Genomic DNA, 21110 nt, shown 5'->3' on the forward strand with positions numbered 1-21110 from the left:
GGTAACACCTCCCGGGCGGGTACCCGCAGGCCGCACCCCGGCTGCGACACCTCCGGGCCATCCGGGCGAGGCCCGGCGCTCAGGGCGCGGCAACCTCCGTCGATGACCGGGAGACCTGCCGGGGCGGTACGAGCACCGTCGGCGCCGGGTCCGGCGTCGACCCGCTCGCGGTCGGGTCGGCCGGTTCGTCGGCGTCCCCTTGGCCGTCGCCCGGAGGGTCCGACGCCGGTCGGGTGACCTTCGCCGGTGCGCTCGCGGGCGGGCCGCTGATCGGGCGGGGGTGCACCGCGCCAAGTGGCCCACCGCCGCCGGTCGGACCGTCACCCCCACCGACCGGGCCGACACCGCCGGGCCCCGAGTCGTCGCCGACACCGCCGGGCCCCGAGTCGTCGTCGGCGCCGGTGGCGCGGGAGCGGCCCGGTGCCGGCCGGGTCCGGTCCGCGGCGTGCCCGAGCACCCGCAGCGACGCCAGGGCGGCCATCGGCACCACCAGGGCGGCGGCAGCGCCCATCACGTCCAGGGCCGCGCCGTCGAGCAGACCACCGAGCACCGCGGCGACCACAGTGCCGGCGAACGCGGCCCGGACCGCCGGGTAGATGCCGAACAGCCGCATCAGCCCACCCCACGGCTGCAACAGGGCGAACCACACCAGCAACCCGCCGGCCAGCGCCAGCACCGTCAGCGGGCTGTTGACAAACGTCTCGAAGTTCTCGGTGCTGGACCGGTGCACGGCGAACCCGCCGGTGCCGTCACCGAGCGCGGAGAGGAACCGGCCCAAGCTGCCCCGCTCCGCCGGAGGACGCCGCAGGTCCACCACGGCGAACCCGATACCGACCGCCAGTGCGGCCATGGCGGCCCAGGCCAGGCGGCTGATCGTCAACCAGCCGCCGGCGCTGATCACGGCGGCGACGCTCACCCCGGCGGTGAGCGCGATCGCGCCGACCGGGTCGGCGCCCAGGTACGGGCTGCCGACCACCACCACGGCGAGGCCACCCACCGCCACCATCACCGCTGGCCGCCAACCCCGGTGCACCCGTTGGGCGAACCAGCCGCCGGTGACCAGCGCGCCGGCGAGGAACACTCCCAACCCCACAGTGCTCAGCCCGGCGTACCGGCCGCCCTGCAACGCGGAGTAGCCGACCACGCCGTTGAGCTGCAGGCGGGCCCCGGTGAGCACGTCCAGCCCGACCACGAGCGTGGTGAGGCCGGCCACCGCGCCGAGCGGCCCGAGGGTGCCCGCGTAGCCGGGGGCGAACCGCACCGCCGCGGTGCCGGCGGCCACCAGCAGCGCGGTCACCCCGGCGAAGATCCACCCGGGGTGTTCGCCGCGCCACCAGGGCACCGCGTCGGCCAGCAGCGCCGCCGGTACGGTCAACGCCGCGGCGACCAGCAGCAGCTCCAGCACCGCCACGATCCGCCCGGAGACGGGCGTCGGGCCGGTCGGGCCGGCGTGCGGGCGGGCCCGGCGCAGCAGCGGCAGGATCGCGAGCGCCAGCAGCACCTGCACCCCGGCGAGCAGCGCGAAGAACACCCCGGAGACGGAGCGCTGGGCGGCAGCCTCCCGGTCGGCGTTCGCCGGCGCGTTGATGGCCTCGGTCAGGTCGGCGGGACGACCGCCGGTGCTGATCGCCGGACGGCCGAGGAACAGCCGCTCCGGCATGGGCCGGCCCAACGCGGCGAGGGCGGTCGGCGCGAGGTCGACAAGTTGCAGATAGCCGTCCCGGCCGGTGCTGGCGGAGGTGAGCCACCCCCGCTCCCAGCCCGGCCCGTCGGCGACCGCCACGTGCAGCCGCGACGGCTGGGTGGTGTCGGAGATCCCCGCGACCAGCACCAACGACCGCGGGGGTCGCGCCGCCAGCACCCGGGCCAGCTCGGCGTCCGCCGCGCGGGCCTCCTCGGCCCGGGTCGCCGGGTCGTCCCCCTCGACCGTGCCGAGGTCGACGATGCTCAGCACACACGAGCCGAGCAGCGGCCGCGGATCGGCCGGCAGCCCCGCCGCGTACCTGTCGACGCGGCCGAACGGTCGGGCGGCGGCCACCGCCGCGCCCGGGCCCACGGCGACGGAGCACCGCACCGACTCCGACAGCGAGCCGGGCAGGGCGCCCCAGGGCAGCCGCTGCTGGTTGTACTGGACCACGCTCTCCTGGTCGGGCAGGTTCGCGCCGATGCCGTCCGGTTGCTCCACCGTCACCGCCGCCGCCGGGCAACCGTCGACCGACCGGCTGCCGTTCCACGCGGCGAAACTGCCCGCGCCCACCGTCAACCAGCCGTCCACCGGGCAGGTGGGCCGGTGGGCGGAGCGCACCGACAGTGAGCCGATCGACCCGTCCTGGGCCATCCGCCACAGCGTCGGGGTGGTCTGCGGATCGACGTCCTCCCAGCGCAGCCCGGCGATCCCGGCGAGCACCACGAAGTCGGCGGTGCGTTGCGGGGTGCCCCGGGGTGGGCGGGCGGCGAGCGCGGTGACGCCCAGCGCCACCACGAGCACTGTCAGCAGGGCGGGGGCGATTCGGCGCAACATCACCGGTGTCCCGTTCTCGGGGCGTCGGAGCCCGGGGCGGCCGCCGGACCGCCGGGGTTCCCGGCCAGTTCGGCGTAGAGGGCGGCAAGCGTGGCGACGGTGTCCGCCTCGGTCGGCCACGTCGCCGCCCGTTCGGCGCCACACCGACCCAATTCCGCCCGCGCCGCCGGGTCGTCCAGCAACGCGCGTACGGCCGCGTCGACCGCGTCCACGTCACCGGCGGGGACCAGCGTGGCGGCGTCGCCCACCAGGTCCGGGAGCCCGCCGACCGCGGTGGCCACCAGCGGCACGCCGGCCCGCAGCGCCTCCTGGGCGAAGAGCTGTCGCGCCTCCCAGTCGCTGGTCACCACCGCCAGGTCGGCGCCGGCGAGCAGGTCGGCCACGTCGGTGCGGTGCCCCAGCAGGGTCACCGGGGCGCGGGCGGCGGAGGTCCGCGCGGCGAGCGGCAGATACGCCGGCCCGCTGCCCGCGATCACCACGACCGGCGGCGGGGTACGCGTACGCCAACGGGCCGCCGCGTCGATCAGCACGTCGTAGCGCTTCTGCGGGTGCAACCGACCGACCGAGAGGATCAGCGGCTGGTCCGGGCGGACACCGAACTCGGCGCGTACCGCCGCTGGGCGTCGGCGCGGCGGGGGCAGCGTCGGCGCGGCGACCGGGGCGAGCCGGGCGTCGGCGGCGCCCACCTCGGCGGCCCGGCGCACCAGGTCCGCCGAAGCGCCGAGCGCCACCCGGACGCCCCGGGCCACCACCCGTTCGACGAGCCGGGACACCCCGCCCCGCAGTCCCCCGGCGAGCACCGCGTTGTGCCAGGTGACGATCAGCGGGGCGGTCGGACGGGCCAGCACGGCGACCAACCCGGCCCGCAGGCCGTGCGCGTGCACCACGTCGACAGTGGCGGCGGTGAGCACCCGACGCAGCGCGAGCACCGCCCGGGCGTCGGCCGGAGTCGGGCTGGCCGGGATCTCCACCGGCGCGAACCGGGCACCGACACCGGTGAAGTCGAACTGTTCCTGGGTGGCAGCGGGCCCGCAGACCAGGACTGTGGCGCCGCCCGCGACGAGGCCACGGGCCACCGAGCGGACGTGCTGCCCGACCCCACCGGTGCTGGACGCGAGCACCAACGCGACGGTGCCCGACCACCCGGCGGGCAGAGCTGGCTCAATTCCCGCGCTCACTGGCCCACCGTCTCCTTCCCGTCGCCCCGCTGCGGGGAGCCCGTGTCCGGCGGCGCACCGCCGGACGATCCCCGCCGGCCCAGACGCCGCAGCGCCCCGGCGAGCAGTGGTTGTACGTCCCGCCGGTCGACGAACCAGACCACGGCGAGGAACACAACCCCAACCAGAACCCCGGACAGCATGCCCTGACCCAACGCCGCCGCCATCGTCGGGGTGCCGCCGTCCGGCCCGTCGAGCCAACGGGTGAGGCCCAGCCCGGCGAGCCCGGCGAGCACCCCGGCGAGGGCACCGGCCGCGCCGGCCCGGGCCGCGCCCGCGAGGGCGGAACGGCCGGCGCCGCGCCGTACCGCCACGAGCAGCATCGCGCCGAGCACGAGCATCCCCACCGAGTTGGCGGACGTCACCGCGAGCACCCGGTCGGCGGTGGGGAGCAGCACCGTCAACGGCAGCGCCACGGCCGGAACGACAAGCCAGCCGAGGGTGATCGCCACCGTGGCCGACCGGGTGTCGCCGCGCGCGTACAGCGCGCGGGACAGCACCGCGAACAAGCCGTAGCCGAGCAGCCCCGGCGCGAACCCGCTGATGGCCGCAGCGGTGGACGCCGGATTGTCCGGGTAGAAGAGGGCGGCGATCGGCTGCGCGGTTCCGATCAACGCCGCGACGCCCAGGCAGCTGAAGAGCAGCACGCCCCGCACCGCGCCGGAAAGGGTCCGCCGATAACCGTCCTCGTCACCGGCGGCGCTGGCGGTGGCCAGTGTGGGATACGACGCCACCGCCAACGGCACGGCGAGGACCGCCCACGGCAGCAGGTAGATCGCCTGGGCCAGGTTGAACACCTGCGGAGAGCCGGTGGGGCCCCCGGAGACCCGGTTCAGGACCACCAGGAGCGCGACCTGCTGCGCGGCCACCGTCACCGCCCCGGCCGTGGCGAGCCCACCGATCCGCGCTCGCGCGTCGGGGGTGAAGGCGTACCCGAACCGGGGCCGTAGCCGCAACCGCCGCAGCGGGATCAGCAGCGAGAGCGACAGCACGACCACACCGAGGGTGGTGCCGCCGGATAGGAGCAGTTCGCCGCTGCGGCCGACCTGGGCCACCGACACGCCCCGCCCCTGGGCGGCGCCGAAGGCCACGTAGACGACGACCACTGTGAGGCTGGACAGCAGCGGCGCGATGACCGGCCAGGCGAAGCGTCGGTGTGCCTGCAGGACACCGGTGAGCACGATGCCGATCCCGTAGAGCGGCAACTGCGGGGCGAACACGCGCAGCATCCGGGCACCGGCGGCGAGTTCCGACGCCGATCGTCCCTCGCTGATCAGCGAGATGATCGGGTCGGCGAACAGGACGACGAGCACGGCGAGGGGAACCAGCAGGCTCACCGTCCAGGTGAGCAGGGCGCCGGTGGTGGCCGCCACCGCCCGCCGGTCCTCGGCCGCGACCGCCCCGGCCAGCAGTGGCACGACCAGGCTGGCCAACGCCCCGCCCGCGACGATCTCGAAGACGATGTTCGGCACCGTGTTGGCGATGACGTACATGCCGCCCAGGTCGCTCTGCTCGACCACCCAGGTGAACACGGCGGTACGACCGAACCCGGCGAGGCGGCTGGCCACGGTGAGGACGGCGATGAGCGCGGCTGCCCCGGCCAGCCGGCCGGCGCCGGCGAGGGGTGCCGGTCTGTTCACGTCAGTCGGCGCGTCGGCCCAGTGCGTCGAGTTCGCGCAGCCCCGGGGTCCGCTGGATCACCGCAGTGAAGCTGACCTTCTCGCTGGCGGCGGTGAGCCCGGCGAGGACGGCGAGCAGCCCGGCCCGGCCGAGCGGGCCGGTGCGGGCGGCGAGCGCGACGCCGAGCACCGCCCCGAGCGCGTTCGCGCCACTGTCGCCGAGCATCACGTCCTCGGCCAGGTCGTCGCGGAGCAGGCCGGCGGCGGCGCCGGCCGCGCCTGCGGCGATCCCGCCCTGCGGGCCGCCGGTCAGCGGCGCGGCGAGCAGCAGCCCGGACTTGAGGGCGCGGCCCGGCCGCAGATCGAGCAGGTTGAGCAGGTTGGCCGTGCCGGCGATCACGCCGGCGCCGAGCAGCACGTCGACACCCCGGCCGAACGCGCCGTGCCGCTGCCGGCGGGGGTGCGCGGCGACCCGGGAGTCGGCGGCGAGCAGCGCGGCGGCGCCCAGCCCGGCCGCGCCCACCCCGACGACCTTGACCAGACCGGCGGTGACCCGCCCCTCCCGCAGCGCGGCGAGGTGCCCGGCGAAGCCCTTGGCCGTCTTCTGCTCCGGCCGCGCGCCGACCACGTCGTCGTACAGGCCGACGCCGCCCGCGCCGAGACCGGCGACCAGTGCGGCTCCACCGGCGGCACCGCCGGTGGCACCGAACGCGCCGGCGGCGGCCGCGCCGGCGGCCAGCGCCGGCCCGGCGGCCAGGCTCACCGTGCGGCCGCGGAAGTTGGTGCGGTCCAACGCGGGGCCGGCCGGCGAGCTCCGCGCCTCACGCAGCGCGTAGCGGGCCGCGGCGGCTCCCGCGGCGGCGACCAACAGCCGGCCCAGCGCGCTCATGCCACCACCTCGCTGGCTCGGTCACGCGCCACCTGGTCGGATCCGGACACGGGGGTACGTCGTTCGCTCACTGGGGCAGTCTAGGCAGCAGCGACGGGGCATTGTCGCCGACGCCGTACTGCCCGGCTCTCTTCTCGGTGAGTTGCTGCACCAGGGCGAGGGTGGTGACCACCTGGCCCTGCACCGTGTTGGCGTTGTCGACAGTGGAAATGGTCTGGGCGAGCACCGGGTCGCCGCGCACCACGCCGACCAGGTTGCCGCCGACGGAACCGTTGCCGGCCACCACGATCGACCCGGTGCGGTCGAACTGCTCGGCGATCTTGACGACCGACTCGTCCCGCTTGTCGGAGTCCTTGTCGACGTACGGCTGGCCGCTGACCACGACCACCGCCTCCGCCGAGGCGGTGACCTTGTTGCTGTCGGTGGTCAGGTAGCCGGCGTTGTTGTACGCGGCGAGCACCGCCCGCCGGTCGGCGTCACTGACCGGCGTGACGCCCTGGGCCCGGTCCAGCAGGACGCTGGCCAGCAGCGCGCTGGAGGTCTCCACGCCGTGCCCGTTGCCCGGCAGGCCGGTGGTCTGCGCGGTCGGACGGGCCGCGGTGACGGCCAACTCCAGCAGGTTGGAGTTGTTGTCCGGGTTGATGAACTTGTCCTGCAGGTCGACCTGACCGGTGATGGTGGCCCCGGCGGACTGGAGCTTCTTGAGCACGCCCTCGGTGTGGTCGCGCCCGTTGGGCAGGCTGAGCACCACGACCCGACGCCCGGTGAGGGTGCCGGGCAGGACGACCTGGGAGATCTCCTCGGCGAACTCCTCTTCCAGCGCGAGTTGCTTCTCCATGTTGCTGACCGTCTGGCGCCAATGTTGGTTGTCCTTGCGCAGCCCGGTGACCTGCCCCTCGAGCGAGTCGGCGACCGGGCCGTTGAGGGCGGCTGTGCCGACCACCAGACCGATCGCCAGAGCCAGGAAGACCGCGGTGAGGGACACCACGTGGTAGCGGAAGTTGATCACGCTTGCAGCCTCTTGATCGGTCGGGAACTAGAAGAGCCGGTACAGCTGGAACACGAAATTGTCCCACCACTCGGCGACAACGCCCAGGTACGCCTTCCCGACGGTCGACACGGCCACCGCGGACGCCATCGCCGCGATCGCCGACAGCACCAGCAGCAGCAGCGACGAGCCGGAGATGCTCTGCCGGTAGAGCCGGCTCACCCCCTTGGCGTCGACCAGCTTGCCGCCGACCTTCAGCCGGGTCAGGAACGTCGAGGCCATCCCGCCGCGGCCCTTGTCGAGGAACTCGACAAGGGTGGCATGGGTGCCGACCGCGACCAGCAGCGAGGCGCCCTTCTCGTCGGCGAGCAGCATGGCCAGGTCCTCGCTGGTCGCCGCGGCCGGGAAGGTGATCGCCGGCACACCGAGGCCGTTGACCCGGGGCAGGCCGGGCGCGCGCCCGTCCGGGTACGCGTGCACGATCACCTCGGCGCCGCAGCGCAGCACGTCGTCGGTGACCGAATCCATGTCCCCGATGATCATGTCGGGGGTGTAGCCGGCCTCGACCAGGGCGTCCGCGCCGCCGTCCACGCCGATGAGCACCGGCTTGAACTCCCGGATGTACGGGCGCAGCACGTCCAGGTCTGCCTTGTAGTCGTAACCGCGCACCACGATCAGGCAGTGCCGACCCTGGATCTGGGTCTCGATGTCCGGCACCCCGACACCGTCGAGCAGCAGGTCACGTTCCTGGCGCAGGTAGTCCATCGTGTTGGCGGCGAACGCCTCCAACTGCACCGACAGACCCTCCCGGGCGTCGGCCATCGCCTTGCCGACCGATTCGGCGTCCTGCAGGGTGCCGTGCGCCACCGGCTCGTCACCGGCGAAGACCGTGTTGCCCTCGATGCGCACCTGGTCGCCCTCGCGGATCCGCTCGAAGACACCCTCACCCAGGTCGTCGAGGAGCGGAATGCCGGCGGCGATCAACACCTCCGGGCCGAGGTTCGGGTAACGGCCGGAGACCGAGGGCTTGGCGTTGAGCACCGCCGCGACCCCGACGGCGACGAGCGAGTCGGCCGCCACCCGGTCCAGGTCGACGTGGTCGATGACCGCGATGTCACCGGGGCGCAGCCGACCGACCAGGCGCTTCGTCCGGCGATCAAGGCGCGCGGTGCCGAGGACTCTGCCCGGTTCGGAGTTCCGGTTCCGGCGCAACGTGGGTAGACGCATCGTGACCATCCTGGCATGTGAGGCAGGCTTTTCTGTCGCGACATGCCTGAGCAGGGCCGCCTACCCAGGGAAGCACACACCGGCACAAGCCGGTGTGCTTGCGCTCACAATACGCGGCGTCACAACCGCCTTTCCTTGGCGGCCACGGCCAAGAGCTCCTCGGCGTGGGCGATACCCAGATCTGAATCGGGCAAACCCGCCAGCATGCGCGCCAACTCCCGGGCCCGCTCGGTGTCCTCCACCACCCGCACCCCGCTGGTCGTCACCGCGCCGCCGGTGTCCTTCGCCACCACCAGGTGCCGGTCGGCGAACGCGGCCACCTGCGGCAGGTGCGTGACCACCAACACCTGGTGGCTGCGGGCCAGCCGGGCCAGCCGGCGGCCGATCTCCACCGCCGCCTGCCCGCCGACCCCCGCGTCGACCTCGTCGAAGACCAACGTGGGCGGGCCGCCCGAGCCGGCGAAGACGACCTCGATGGCGAGCATCACCCGGGACAGCTCACCGCCGGAGGCGCCACGCTGCAACGGCAGCGACGGAGCGCCCGGGTGGGCCAGCAACCGCAGCTCCACCTCGTCACCGCCGTCCGGAGCGACACCCACCTCGACGCCGTTCACCGACAGCGTCGGCTCGGCGCGCCCGGCCGGACGGGGCAGCACCGCCACCTCGATCCGCGCGTGCGGCATGGCCAGCCCGGCCAGCTCGACGGTGACCTGGTCGGCGAAGCGGACTGCCGCCTCCTGCCGGGAGGTGGACACCCGCCCGGCGAGGTCGGCCACCTCGACGGCGAGCCGCTGACCCTCCCGCTCCAACTCGTCGAGCACGTCGTCGGACATGTCCAGGTCGGACAGTCGGGTGCGCGCCCGGTCGGCCCAGGCGATCACCCCGTCGACGTCGTCGGCGTACTTGCGGGTCAACGCGCGCAGCGCCGCCCGCCGCTCGTAGACGTGCTGCAACCGGGCCGGGTCGGCGTCCAACGTCGCCAGGTACGCCGACAGCTCCGCCGACACGTCGGTGACGAGCGTGGCCGCCTCCTCCAGGCGGGCCGCCAGCTCACCGAGCGCCGGATCGGTGCCGGACTGCGCCTCCAGGGTCCGCCGGGCGGTGCCGAGCAGCGCCGCCGCGTCCGGGGTCTCGTCGGCCGCCTCCACGCCACCTGCCACGCACTGCTGGGCGATCTGCGCGGCCGTCCGCAGGCCCTCGGCGTGCTCCAACCGTTGCGCCTCGGTCTTCAGCTCGTCGTCCTCACCGGGCTGCGGATCGACCCGGGTGATCTCGTCGAGACCCAGCCGCAACAGGTCGGCCTCCTGGTTACGCTCGCGGGCGTTGCGCCGCCGGTCGGCCAGGTCGTCGACCACCCGACGCCACCCCGTGTACGCCTCGCGCAACGCGTCGAGCAGCTTCTCGTGCGCGGGGCCGGCGAACCTGTCCAACGCGGCCCGCTGCTCGGCCGGGCGCAGCAGTCGCAGCTGGTCGGACTGGCCGTGCACGGCGACCGCCTGCTCGCCGACCTCCCCGAGCATCGACACCGGCATGCTCCGGCCACCGACGTGGGCGCGCGAGCGCCCCTCCACCGTCACCGTGCGGCTCAGCAGCACCGAGCCGTCCTCGTCGGGTTCGCCACCGGCCTCGACGATCCGCGCGTGCACGGCGTCGCCGGACCGCCCGTGCAGCCGCAGCCGCCCCTCCACCACCGCCCGGCCGGGTTGGGCGCGGACCCGCCCGGCGTCGGCCCGGCCGCCGAAGAGCAGGCCGAGGCCGGTGACCACCATCGTCTTGCCCGCACCGGTCTCGCCGGTGATCACGTTCATGCCGCCGGTCAACGGCAGCGTGGTGTCCTCGATGACGCCCAGTCCGGTGATGCGCAGCTCTTCCAGCACAGCCACCGACAGTAGACGCGAGGCCCGACACTTGACCAGCCGACGGGCCCGGGTACGGCCCGTACACGGCCGACGTACAGTTCTGCCCCGTGTTGGACGTGATCGGCCTGACCTCGGCTGAGGAGGAGCTCTACCGCTGCCTGCTCCAGCTCACCACGGCCCGCATCGACGAGTTGGCCCGTCGCCTGCACCGGCCCCGTGAGCAGGTCGTCGCCCAGGTCGAGGCGTTGCGCGGCAAGGGCCTCGTACAGCCCACCGACAACGACCCGGACGCCCCGCTGCGCCCGACCGCCCCGGACGTCGCCCTCGGCGGGACGCTGCTGCGCCGCCAGGAGGACCTGGAGTCGGCCCGCCGACTGGTCACCCAACTGGCCGAGGAGTACCGCTCCGGGCTGCGCCGACACCACGTCGACCACCTGGTGGAGGTGATCACCGGCACCCGGGTTCTCCGGGACCGCCTGCGCGACCTGCAGAACTCGGCGCGGACCGAGGTGCTCTGGTTCTGCCGGGCCAATCCCCTCGCCATGGCCGGCCCGGAGAACGTCGAGGAGTTCGACGCGCTGGCCCGTGGGGTGAGCTACCGGGCCATCTACGAGCGTGACCTGCTGCTGGAGCCGGGCGCGTTGGCCGACCTGGCCAAGGGGGTCGCCGCCGGTGAGCAGGCCCGCGTCCTGGACCGGCTGCCGGTCCGACTGGCCATCGTGGACGCCCGCACCGCCATCTGCCCGTTGGTGCCGGACCGCGACGGCGGCGAACCGAGCGCCGCAGTGATCGGCCGCAGTCAACTGCTCGACGCGTTGCTCGCCCTCTTCGAGAGTCACTGGCGGGTGGCCACCCGGCTAAGGCTCGACGACCCGCTCGCCGTCGCGACGCCCGAGGCTCGACGGCCGGAGCCGGAGAACCAGCCGGGCGACGGTTACCAGCCCGACGCCGACGAGGCGCGGCTGCTGTCGCTGTTCGTGGCGGGCGTACCGGACAAGTCCATCGCCTCCCAGCTCGGGGTGAGCCGGCGCACCGTGCAACGGCGGATCGCCGACCTGATGGCCGCCGCCGGCGTGGACACCCGGCCCGGGTTGGCATTCCAGGTGGCCCGACGCGGCTGGCTCTGACGCCGAAAGGGTCCGCCGTCGACCGACGGCGGACCCTTCAACCGGAAGGGCGGGACGGCCAGGCCGCCCCGCCCTCCCCGATCAGCGCAGCCCGTACGCCTGGAGCACCGTCTGGTCGACGGTGTTCCCGGCCCGGTCGGCGGCGTGCACCCGCAGCGACACCGTTCCGCGCCCCGCCGGCACGGTCGCGGTGTAGCGGGTGCCCGACCCCGTGGTCGGCGCGTTGCGCCAGGTGACGCCCCCGTCGAAGGAGACCTGCACGCGGACGCTCGTGCCGGTCGGCGCCGGCAGCCCGGCCGGCTGCCGCAGGGTCAGCCCGAGCTGGTGCGACCGGTTGCCGCGTACCGTGCCGAGCAGGTCGGCCGGCACCCGGTAGTCCACCTGGAGCAGCGACAACGGGGTGGCGGCGTCGCTCGCCGGTCGGGCCGAGGTGAACTCCCAGGCCGTGTCGGTCCGCGTGCCGTAGCGCCACTCGACCGAGGACCGCTGGGTGGTCACGTCCAGGCGGTAGCGGGCCGCCCCGGCGGTCGTGGGCACCGGCGCCCAGCCGTCGGAGAGGTCCGCGATCTGCTGCCCGTTGCGGCTGACCCGCGCCGCGACGGTGTCCGCCTCCTCGCTCTCGCCGGCCACGCTGTAGTGCCCATCGGCGTCGACGAACTCCGGCACCCGCAGCTCAAGGTTGTCACCGGTGCGGGTGGGCACCGGCACCCCGCTGGCCGGGACGGCCGGGCGGATCACCGGCGCGTGCCAGGTCTCGGTCACCCGGTCGTCGGCGGCGTAGCGTCGGGGCTGCTGGGTCAGGCCACCGGTCAGCTGCCCCCACTGCATGAACATGAGCTTGTGCAGCACCCGTTGCTGCCACCAGTTGTCACCGGCGCTGACGAACTCCCGCCGGGTGGTGCCGGCACGAACCAGCCGCTGGTTGTCGTTCCAGGCGGTGTCCTGCCACGGACGCCACCCGAACCGCTGCTCGCTGGCCCATTCCCCGCCGACGTTGCCGTAGTGGGCGGTCACCTCGGCGGTGTTCCCGTCGGTGACCTTGTGGATGATCCGCTCCGGGACCCGCCCCTTCGACACCTGCCACACGTCGTACAGGTACGGGCTGTCCACGGTCAGCGTCAGGTCAAGCGTCGTGTGGCGCTTCCGGACCGCCGCGATGACCTTCTGCCCGTCGTCGTACGCCACCGCCATCGACGGGATCGGCAGCCGGTCGCCCAACGGGGTCCACGACGTCCACGCGCTCCAGTCGGCCGGTCGGACGACGAGCGCCACCTTCGCGCCGGCGGCGGCCGCCGCCGCGATCTGCTCCTCCTCCGAGGCGTCCGGGCTGGCGGTGAGCAGCGCCGCGGCGCCGCGTACCCGGGTCAGCTCGGCGGGGGTGCCGGTGCCGGCCCAGACCAGCGGCAGCTGACGCCTGTCGGCCGTTGCCGGCGAGTAGCCCATCAGATTGATGTCCAGCGGACCGGACACCCCGCTGATCTTCGCGTCCACCATCGGCGCGACCAACTGCCAGCGCGAGGCGAACTCGAACTCGCCCTGGCGCACCGGACGGGTCGGCGTGACGTTCACCTGCTGGATGGTGCTGTAGGTCATCACGCCGTGGTCGATCTGCCGGCCGTTGCCGAAGACCCGGTGCTCGTAGAAGCTGATCGTCGACCGCTGCTCGGTGGGCTTCGGCGTCTCGATCCGCACCGGGGTGCCCTTGCGCGGGTCGAGCACCACTGTGAGGTCCCTGTCGACCAGCAGATCCGGGTCGGTGACCAGGGTGATCTGCTCGTCCAGCGGGGCACCGTGCTCGATGAGCGCCTCGACCAGGTAGGGGCCCTCCTCGACCTGGAGCTGCACCTCGCCGCCGACCCAGCCGAGCCAGTCGGATTCGGGCTGCTCACCGAAGAGGGTGAGCACCGACGCGAGACCCGGCTGACCCTGCATGTCCAGCGCCCGCACGGTGACCGTGTGCAGCGGACCGCTGAGGGTGAGCGCGACGGCGGTGCGCACCGCGACGCCGTCCGCGCCGGTGGCGACCAGCCAGCCGCTGTGCAGACCCCGGTCCAGCTTCGCCGGGTCCGCCCGCAGCGGCACGGCGACGCTGCCGCCGGCCGGTACGGTCACCTCGGCGCCGCCGACCGCGACCCCGTCGGTCTCGGCCGCACGGGTGTCCAGGTTGCGCAGTTCCAGCGCCAACCGCAGGGTCTGCGGGGTGGTGCCGCTGTTGGTGTACGTCACGGTCCGCTCGACCGTCGCGCCACCGGTGCTGAGCCGGCCGAAGTCGGCGGTGGCGGAGGAGTACACCCGCTGCCCGAGCGCGCGGGCCACGTCGACCCGGCCGGCGCCCTGCTCGAAGACGGTCAACGCCGGGTTCGCCTTCGTGGTGCTGACCAGCGCGTCCTTGAGCTTCGCGGCGGGCCAGTCCGGGTGGTCCTGGGCGAGGATCGCTGCCGCTCCGGCCACGTGCGGGGTGGCCATGGAGGTGCCGGACGCGGTCGTGTAGTTGTCGTCGACAGGCGTACCCATGGCGGTGCCGGCGGCCCGGGCGGCGACGATGCCGACGCCCGGCGCGGTGATCTCGGGCTTGAGGCCGTTGTCGCCGAGGCGCGGGCCCCGGCTGGAGAACTCCGCCAGGTTGTCGGCGCGGTCCACGGCGCCGACGGTGAGCGCCGACGTGGCCGCGCCAGGCGCGCCCACGGTACGCGCGGCGCCCGAGTTGCCGGCGGCGACCACGAACAGCGCGCCGGTCTCGGCGGTCAGGTCGTTCACCGCCTGGCTCATCGGGTCGGTGCCGTCGGTGGGGTCGCCACCGAGGCTCATGCTGACCACCTTCGCGCCGGAGTGGGCGGCCCACTCCATGCCCGCGATGATGGACGAGCTGTAGCCGGAGCCGGCGTCGTCGAGCACCTTGCCGACCAGCAACCGTGCGCCCGGGGCAACGCCCTTGCGTCTCCCGTCGGACGCCGCGCCACTGCCGGCGATGGTGGCGGCCACGTGGGTGCCGTGGCCGTGCCCGTCGCGGGCGCTACCGCTGCCGGAAAAGTCCTGCTCCTCGGCGATCCGACCGGCCAGGTCGGGGTGGGTGGCGTCGACACCGGTGTCGAGCACCGCCACCTTCACGCCGGCGCCGTCGCGGCCGGCGGCCCAGGCGATCGGCGCGCCGATCTGCGGCACGCTGTGCTCCAGCGTCGGGTGGACCTTCCCGTCCAGCCAGATCCGGGCGACACCGGCGCCGAGCTTCGGCGCGGCGGCCGTCCTCCGGGCGGTCGGCGTGCCGGCGAGGGTGTTCCACAGGCCACCGAGGTCACCCTTGTCGACCCGCAGCGCGGCCCCGTTGATGCTCTCCAGAGGACGCGTGTCGGTGGCGCCGGCCATCGGCCTGACCCGCCCGGCGGCCGGCTCCTGGTAGCGGACGATCAGCGGCAGCGCGCCCTGCGCGGCGTCGCCGTACCCGTCGGCCGCCAACTCCTGGACGTCGAACAGGTCGGGGTCGAGCACCCCCGCGGAGAGGTACGGCACGACGTCGCTGGGCAGCACCCGCAGCCCGCCGTCGGCCTCGATGGTCTGGAAGGTGATCCGGTTGCGCCCCGGGCCGGGGTGGACGGTGGCGGCGACCCGACCGGGTGCCGCCTGCACCAGGTCAACCTGGTCGCCGGTGATCAGGGTGACGCGGACGGGTGCCGCGTGCGGGGTGGGCGTGCCCGATGTGGGGCCGGTGGGCCGGGCGGGCGGGTCGGCGGACGCCGGTGCGGCGACGCCGACCACCAATGCGCCGACCGCGCCGACGGCGAGCCAGCGTGGGGACCAGTGCATGCGATGCGCTCCTCTACTCCTCCAGGCCCGCCATCCGTAGATGAGGGCCGATCGGAGTCTGCGTCGGAGCGTGTCACCAGGTCACTAGTCGCCCGCCGCCGCAGCGGCGACATGTCGCCAGGTGGACAACTCACCTCCACCGACGGTGTGCGCAACGGTCACCGGCGGCTGCCACGCCACCCGTGCACGGGGAGACCGAACTTGGCCACCAGCCGGTCGGTGAACGGGCGGGGACGCAGCCGCACGATGCGTACCGGCAGGGCGCCCCGGCGCACCGTCACCCGCGCGCCGGGTGGCAGGTCGTAGACGCGCCGGCCGTCGCAGGAGAGCACGGCGAGGGTGGTGAACGGGTCGACGGTGATCACGAAGGTGGACGTCGGGGCCGTGACCAGCGGACGGCTGAACAACGCGTGCGCGCTGATCGGCACCAGCAGCAGGGCCTCCACCTCCGGCCAGACCACCGGACCGCCGCCGGAGAACGCGTACGCGGTGGAGCCGGTGGGGGTGGCGCAGACGACACCGTCGCAGCCGTAGCGGGACAGTGGCCGGCCGTCCACGTCGACGAGCAGTTCGAGCATCTGCGCCCGTTCGCCCTTTTCGATGCTGATCTCGTTGAGCGCCCAGGACTCGATCGTCGGCCCGCCGTCGAACTCGGCGGTGACGTCCAGGGTGAGCCGCTCGTCGACCGTGTAGTTGCGGCCGACGACGTCCCGGACCGCGGTGTCCAGGTCGTCGATCTCCGCCTCGGCCAGGAAGCCCACCTTGCCGAGGTTGATGCCGAGCAGCGGCGCCTTCGCGGGCCGGGCCAGCTCGGCGGCGCGCAGGAAGGTGCCGTCCCCACCGAGCGCGAAGACGATCTCGGCGCCCTCGGCGGCCTGCGGGCCGGCGACCGGCACCACGCCGGGCAGGTCGAGGTCGTCGGCCTCGTCGGCGACCACCCGTACCTCGAAACCCGCGGCGATCAGGTCGGCGGCGACAGACCGGGCGTGCTCCGTGCTGCGTCGACGGCCGGTGTGGGTCACCAGCAGCGCGGTCCGGCTCATCGGGCCGCCCGCCCACGCCACACCCGGCGGCGTCGCGCCACCGGCGCCTCGGCACGACCGCGTGCCACCGCGCGGCCCGTTGCCGCGCCCTCACTGCGCGCGTTCACTTCGCGACCTCCTCCGCCGCCGCCACGTCCGGCACGTCACCGGCCGTCGTCGAGCCGTCCGGCCCGGCCGCCACCACGGCCCGCACCCGCTGTGGGTCGGCCGCTGGTGCGCCCCGGCGCAACCATACGAAGAACTCCACGTTGCCGCTCGGCCCGGGCAGCGGGCTGGCCGCCACGTCGGCCAGCCCGAGGCCGAGCCGAGCGGCCGTCGCGGCCACGTCCAGCACCGCTTCGGCGCGCAACTCCGGATCGCGGACCACGCCGCCGGCACCGACCCGGTCCTTGCCGACCTCGAACTGCGGCTTGACCATCAACGCCAGGTCACCGTCGTCGCGGGTGCAGCCGGCCAGCGCCGGCAGCACCAGCCGCAGCGAGATGAACGACAGGTCGGCCACCGTCAGGTCGACCGGGCCACCGATCGCGTCAGCATCGAGGGTACGGACGTTGGTGCGCTCCAGAACGCGGACCCGCTCGTTGGTGCGCAGCGGCCAGGCGAGCTGCCCGTAGCCGACGTCCACAGCCACCACCTCGGCCGCGCCGGCGCGCAGCAGCACGTCGGTGAACCCACCTGTCGACGCTCCCGCGTCCAGGCAACGCCGCCCGGCGACGTGCAGCCCACCGGGGGCGAACGCGGCCAGCGCGCCGGCGAGCTTGTGCCCACCTCGCGAGACGTACTCCTCGGCCGGGTCGGCGCCGGTCACCAGGAGCGGGTCGGCGGGGTCGACCATCGCGGCCGCCTTGCGGGCCACCACGCCCCGCAGTTGGACCCGGCCGGCCTCCACCAACGCGGCGGCCTGCTCACGGGAGCGGGCCAGACCGCGGCGGACGAGTTCGGCGTCCAGCCGGTTACGACGTGCCATGGGTGGTTCTCCGGTCTGCTCAGGCCTGGTCGTCCCGCTCAGGTCTGGTCGATGGTGGCGAGGGTTTCCCGCAGTGTCTCGTAGGCCGCCTCGTACTGGGCGATCTGGTCGGCCGGAGCGAGCGTCGCCGCGTTGGCGAGGGACTGCACGGCGGCGTCCACCGCCGGATGCCGCGTCTCATCGTCCCCGAGATCCGGCGGCGGCCCGGGGCGGGCCCCCACCGGCGGGCCGGGGCGGGCCGGGAACGAGCTACCCGCTGGCGGGCCGGGCCGGGCCGGGAACGAGCTTCCGGCCGGCGGGCCGGGCCGAGGCGGGAAGGACCCGCCGGGTGGTGGACCGGGCCGGGTCATTCGGCGTCGTCCGGTTGCTGCTTGCGGACCGCCTTCTTGGCGGGCATCACGGCCGGCGTCGGGACGTCCTCGTCGGCGGTGCGGCTGATCGTCGCCGGCGGCTTCTTGGCGATCGCTTTCTTGGCCACCGCCTTCTTCGCCACGGCCTTCTTCGCCACCGGCGCGGAGACCGGGGCACCGGCCGAGGCGTCGGACGGCACGAGCCCGGCGCCGGGCCGCGCGGCGACGGTCGGGCCGGGTTGCGGCGTGGGGCCGGCGGTCGGCTCGGCGGACCGCGCCTCGCGTAGCTGCCGTTCCAGGTCGTGCACCCGCCGGGTCAGCTCGGCGACCTCGTCGGCGGTGGCCAGACCGACCGCACCGAGGGCCCGGTCGACCTCGAAACGGACCAGCTTGGTCAGCGCCTCCCGGTTGGCGGCGCCGGTGGTGACCAGCTCCTCGCCGAGGGCCTGGAGTTGGGCGGCGGTCGCACCGCCGGAGCCGACCAGGCGACGTGCCACGTCCTGGGCCTTCTTCCGCGGCGCCTCCGCAAGGCCCATGGCCAGCTCGAGGTAGGCGCGCCACGCGTCCTGCATGCCTGAGTCCTTCCACGGGGCGGGGTGTGCAGGTGTCACGCTACCGGGCGCCCCGGACCAAGCCGTGCGGTACGGTGCCGAGGACGGCGTGGCGATCAGCGAGGGGGAGATGTGGCCAGCGTGGACGAGTGCCGGCAGGCGTTGCAGGAGCTGGCCGCCCGGTTGGATCGCAACGCCCAGACGGTACGCGAACGGATCGACCTGGACCGCACGCTGGCCTGCCGGATCACCGACCTGGACACCGCGTTCCACGGCCGGATCACCGGCGGTCGGCTGGTCGAGCTGACCGACGGTGACGACCCCAAGGCCAAGATCGCGCTGAACACGTCCAGCGACGATCTGCTCGCCCTGGTCCGGGGCGACCTGGACGTCACCAGCGCGGTGACCTCCCGCCGGGTGTCGATCAAGGCCAACCCGTTCGACCTGCTCAAGTTGCGCAAGCTGCTCTGACGACCGCCCGGGTCACGCGGCCGCGGTCAGACCGAGACTCTCCACCGCGTGAGCCGCGTCCGGGCCCACCGGCCGGATCTTCGGCAGCGCCGGCACCGACGCAGACCAGGCCACCGCGCACAGCGCGGCCAGGGCGTCCAGCTGCCGGCCGGCCCCGGCCAGCTCCAGCGTGCCGTCCCGGTCGGTCACGGACCAGCCGCCACCGTCCGCCGGGCCCGGGACCCGCACGGCGGCAGCCGGGTCGAAGAGCCCTGCCAGGTCTTTCGCGACGTACGTGGGACGGCGCTGCGGCTCGGCGGCCAGCAGCTCCGGTACGCCGTGCACGCCGGTGAGCACGAGCAGGCTGTCCAGCCCAGCCCGGCGGGCGCCCTCGATGTCGGTGTCCAGCCGGTCACCCACCACCAGACTCCGCCCACCGCCACTGCGCCGAGCGGCGGTCTCGAACAACGCCGGTTCCGGCTTGCCGACCACCACATCGGGATCCCGCTCCAGCGCCGTACGCAGCACGGCGACCAGCGAACCGTTGCCGGGCAGTGGACCCCGCCCACTGGGCAGGGTCCGATCGGTGTTGGTGGCGATCCAGATCGCACCCGCCCGCACCGCGATCGACGCCTCGGCCAGCTCGGCCCAGCCGACCTGCGGGCCGTAGCCCTGCACCACCGCCGCCGGCTTCTCGTCGGCCTGGGTGACCGGGGTGAGACCGACCGCGCGCAGCTCCGCGCGCAGCGCCTCCGCACCGACCACCAGCACCGACGCGCCGGCGGGCAGCCGGTCGCGCAGCAACTCGGCCGAGGCGGCGGCGGAGGTGAGGACCTCCTCCGGTCGGGCCGACACACCCATCCCGGTCAGCAGGTTAGCTACCTCGCTGGACCGGCGGGACGCGTTGTTGGTGGCGTACGCCACCGCCCGTCCCTCGGCGTGCAGCCGGGCCACCGCCTCGACGGCGCCGGGGATGGGCCGGTCGATCAGGTAGATGACGCCGTCCAGATCGAAGACGACAAGGGTGTACCCGTCGACCAGCCGCTCCCCCACGCCCGCGCTCACCGCTGCGTCGAACCGGACTCGTCGTCCCGGGCCGGCGCGGTCCCGTCGGCGTCCGCCGGGTCGGCGTCGGCCGGGTCGCCGGAGGTGACGCCGCTGTCGCCAGCGGTGTCCCCGTCGGCGTTGCCGCTCTCGGTGGGGTGACGGTCCTCGTCCTCGTCGTCGAAGCCTTCGTCGTCGGCCGGACGGCCGACAGCGGCGTCTTCCTCGTCGTCGTCGAAGTCCTCGTCTTCGTCGTCGTCGTCGTCTTCGTCGTCGTCTTCGTCGTCTTCGTCGTCGTCTTCGTCGTCGTCTTCGTCGTCTTCGTCGTCGTCTTCGTCGTCGTCTTCGTCGCCGGTCAGGTCGGCGTCGGGTCGGGCCGGCACCGCGCCAGGAGTGCCCGGGCCTGCGGCGATCTCCTCGGCGGCCTCGTCCTCGTCGTCACCCTCGATGACCACGCCGTCGAGTTCGAGCAGTCGCTCGGCGGCGTCGGTCTCGCCCTCGGTGTCCACGTCCGCAGCGCGGGAGAACCATTCGCGGGCCTCCTCGCGCCGACCCACCGCGAGCAGCGCGTCGGCGTACGCGTACCGCAGCCGGGCCGTCCACGGCACGGTGGCCTCGCTGGTGAGGTCCGGGACCTGGAGCATCGCGACTGCGGCGTCCTTCTGCCCGAGGTCGCCCCGCGCGCCGGCGGCGACGATCAACAGCTCGATGGCCACCGCCTGGTCCAGCTTCTCCCGGTCCGCGCCACGGAACAGGTCGATGGCCCGCTCCGGCCGGCCGAGGGCCCGCTCGCAGTCCGCGAGGACGGCCAGGTGGCTCTGCAACCCGCTCATCCGGTGGTACGTGCGCAGCTCGGCGATCGCCGACTGCCACTCCCCCGCGTGGTACGCGGCCAGGCCGACCGCCTCACGGACAGCGGAGATGCGCGACGCGAGCCGCCGGGCGGCCAGCGCGTGCGCCAACGCCTCTGCCGGGTCCTCGTCGATCAGCTGTCCGGTGGCGACCAGGTGTCGGGCCACCGTCTCGGCGACCGGCTTGTTCAGCGAGAGCAGCTCAGCGCGGACGTCCTTGTCGAGGTCGGTCGCGACGATGTCGTCCGGCAGCGCCGGGGTCGAACTACGCCCGCCCTCGAACGACTCGGCGCCACCCGCGCGGTCGTCACGGCGGAACTCCCCCTCGCGACGCGGCCGCTCGTCGGCCCGGAAACCCCCGGTACGCTCTCCGCCGCGGTAGCCGCCCTCGCGGTCACCGCCACGGAAGCCGCCCTCGCGGGGGGCGCTGGAACGCGAGTTGTCCCGGTCACCGCCACGGAAGCCGCCCTCGCGGGGGGCGCTGGAACGCGAACCGTCCCGGTCGCCACCACGGAAGCCGCCCTCGCGGGGGGCGCTGGAACGCGAACCGTCCCGGTCGCCACCACGGAAGCCACCTTCGCGGCGGTCGCCGCCCCGGAAGCCACC

16 protein-coding genes are annotated in these 21110 nt (G+C 74.3%); 2 read left to right on the forward strand and 14 right to left on the reverse strand.

Translation table 11 applies throughout. The features are described 5' to 3' along the window. Nucleotides 1–79: 79 nt before the first annotated feature. From ABZU74_RS32030 to recN, 7 genes are all read right to left on the reverse strand, one after another. Complete coding sequence (locus tag ABZU74_RS32030; protein ID WP_355431875.1) at nt 80–2521, reverse strand: hypothetical protein; 2442 nt, start codon at nt 2519–2521, stop codon at nt 80–82. Continuing rightward, entirely contained in the window at nt 2521–3675 is a 1155-nt protein-coding gene (locus tag ABZU74_RS32035; RefSeq protein WP_355431909.1) for a glycosyltransferase family 4 protein, read from the reverse strand. The genes ABZU74_RS32030 and ABZU74_RS32035 overlap by 1 nt, the downstream gene beginning before the upstream one ends. Before the next feature lie 20 nt (nt 3676–3695). After that, the gene (locus ABZU74_RS32040) at nt 3696–5378 is read right to left on the reverse strand and encodes a lipid II flippase MurJ (protein ID WP_355431878.1); all 1683 of its coding nucleotides are present in this window, start codon (nt 5376–5378) and stop codon (nt 3696–3698) included. Between the two features lies 1 nt (nt 5379). Beyond that, nucleotides 5380–6246: a hypothetical protein gene (locus tag ABZU74_RS32045; protein WP_355431881.1), complete on the reverse strand. Its 867-nt coding sequence runs from the start codon at nt 6244–6246 to the stop codon at nt 5380–5382. A gap of 67 nt (nt 6247–6313) precedes the next feature. Beyond that, nucleotides 6314–7255: a copper transporter gene (locus ABZU74_RS32050; protein WP_355431884.1), complete on the reverse strand. Its 942-nt coding sequence runs from the start codon at nt 7253–7255 to the stop codon at nt 6314–6316. A gap of 27 nt (nt 7256–7282) precedes the next feature. Then, nucleotides 7283–8461 (reverse strand): putative cytokinetic ring protein SteA, encoded by a 1179-nt coding sequence (steA, locus tag ABZU74_RS32055; protein WP_355431887.1) that lies wholly within the window; start codon nt 8459–8461, stop codon nt 7283–7285. A gap of 119 nt (nt 8462–8580) precedes the next feature. Next, nucleotides 8581–10338, reverse strand: coding sequence for a DNA repair protein RecN (recN, locus tag ABZU74_RS32060; protein WP_355431912.1), 1758 nt, complete (start codon nt 10336–10338; stop codon nt 8581–8583). An 89-nt stretch (nt 10339–10427) separates the two neighbouring features. Here recN and ABZU74_RS32065 point away from each other — a divergent pair, with 89 nt between their 5' ends. Continuing rightward, nucleotides 10428–11447, forward strand: coding sequence for a helix-turn-helix domain-containing protein (locus ABZU74_RS32065; protein WP_355431890.1), 1020 nt, complete (start codon nt 10428–10430; stop codon nt 11445–11447). A gap of 81 nt (nt 11448–11528) precedes the next feature. On the opposite strand, the gene ABZU74_RS32070 is transcribed toward ABZU74_RS32065, so the two are convergent. The 5 genes from ABZU74_RS32070 to ABZU74_RS32090 all read right to left on the reverse strand — a co-directional run bounded on the left by ABZU74_RS32070 (nt 11529) and on the right by ABZU74_RS32090 (nt 18180). Then, nucleotides 11529–15248, reverse strand: coding sequence for a S8 family serine peptidase (locus ABZU74_RS32070; protein WP_355431893.1), 3720 nt, complete (start codon nt 15246–15248; stop codon nt 11529–11531). A gap of 158 nt (nt 15249–15406) precedes the next feature. Next, nucleotides 15407–16291: an NAD kinase gene (locus ABZU74_RS32075; RefSeq protein ID WP_355431895.1), complete on the reverse strand. Its 885-nt coding sequence runs from the start codon at nt 16289–16291 to the stop codon at nt 15407–15409. Between the two features lie 103 nt (nt 16292–16394). Beyond that, nucleotides 16395–17258 (reverse strand): TlyA family RNA methyltransferase, encoded by an 864-nt coding sequence (locus ABZU74_RS32080; RefSeq protein ID WP_355431898.1) that lies wholly within the window; start codon nt 17256–17258, stop codon nt 16395–16397. Between the two features lie 38 nt (nt 17259–17296). Then, complete coding sequence (locus ABZU74_RS32085) at nt 17297–17479, reverse strand: hypothetical protein (RefSeq protein WP_355431915.1); 183 nt, start codon at nt 17477–17479, stop codon at nt 17297–17299. 125 nt (nt 17480–17604) lie between these two features. Further along, complete coding sequence (locus tag ABZU74_RS32090) at nt 17605–18180, reverse strand: hypothetical protein (protein ID WP_355431900.1); 576 nt, start codon at nt 18178–18180, stop codon at nt 17605–17607. Between the two features lie 111 nt (nt 18181–18291). On the opposite strand from ABZU74_RS32090, the gene ABZU74_RS32095 reads away from it, so the two are divergent. Then, a complete protein-coding gene (locus ABZU74_RS32095) occupies nt 18292–18630 on the forward strand; it encodes an SCP2 sterol-binding domain-containing protein (protein ID WP_355431903.1) in 339 nt (112 codons plus the stop codon). A 12-nt stretch (nt 18631–18642) separates the two neighbouring features. Here ABZU74_RS32095 and ABZU74_RS32100 read toward each other — a convergent pair whose 3' ends face one another. Both ABZU74_RS32100 and ABZU74_RS32105 read right to left on the reverse strand, forming a co-directional pair. Beyond that, a complete protein-coding gene (locus ABZU74_RS32100) occupies nt 18643–19674 on the reverse strand; it encodes an HAD-IIA family hydrolase (RefSeq protein ID WP_355431906.1) in 1032 nt (343 codons plus the stop codon). Continuing rightward, nucleotides 19671–20672 carry a hypothetical protein gene (locus tag ABZU74_RS32105; protein WP_355431918.1) on the reverse strand — a complete coding sequence of 334 codons (1002 nt, stop codon included), beginning with the start codon at nt 20670–20672 and terminating at the stop codon, nt 19671–19673. Before ABZU74_RS32105 ends, ABZU74_RS32100 begins: the two co-directional genes overlap by 4 nt. Nucleotides 20673–21110: the final 438 nt, after the last annotated feature.

The organism is Micromonospora sp. NPDC005171, assembly GCF_040608575.1.
GTDB lineage: Bacteria > Actinomycetota > Actinomycetes > Mycobacteriales > Micromonosporaceae > Micromonospora.

Bases quoted from the DNA above. Each gene is read 5' to 3' on its own strand.
- ABZU74_RS32030 (WP_355431875.1), bottom strand. From the start codon at position 2,521: ATGTTGCGCCGAATCGCCCCCGCCCTGCTGACAGTGCTCGTGGTGGCG.
- ABZU74_RS32045 (WP_355431881.1), bottom strand. From the start codon at position 6,246: ATGAGCGCGCTGGGCCGGCTGTTGGTCGCCGCCGCGGGAGCCGCCGCG.
- steA (WP_355431887.1), bottom strand. From the start codon at position 8,461: ATGCGTCTACCCACGTTGCGCCGGAACCGGAACTCCGAACCGGGCAGA.
- ABZU74_RS32070 (WP_355431893.1), bottom strand. From the start codon at position 15,248: ATGCACTGGTCCCCACGCTGGCTCGCCGTCGGCGCGGTCGGCGCATTG.
- ABZU74_RS32075 (WP_355431895.1), bottom strand. From the start codon at position 16,291: ATGAGCCGGACCGCGCTGCTGGTGACCCACACCGGCCGTCGACGCAGC.
- ABZU74_RS32080 (WP_355431898.1), bottom strand. From the start codon at position 17,258: ATGGCACGTCGTAACCGGCTGGACGCCGAACTCGTCCGCCGCGGTCTG.
- ABZU74_RS32090 (WP_355431900.1), bottom strand. From the start codon at position 18,180: ATGCAGGACGCGTGGCGCGCCTACCTCGAGCTGGCCATGGGCCTTGCG.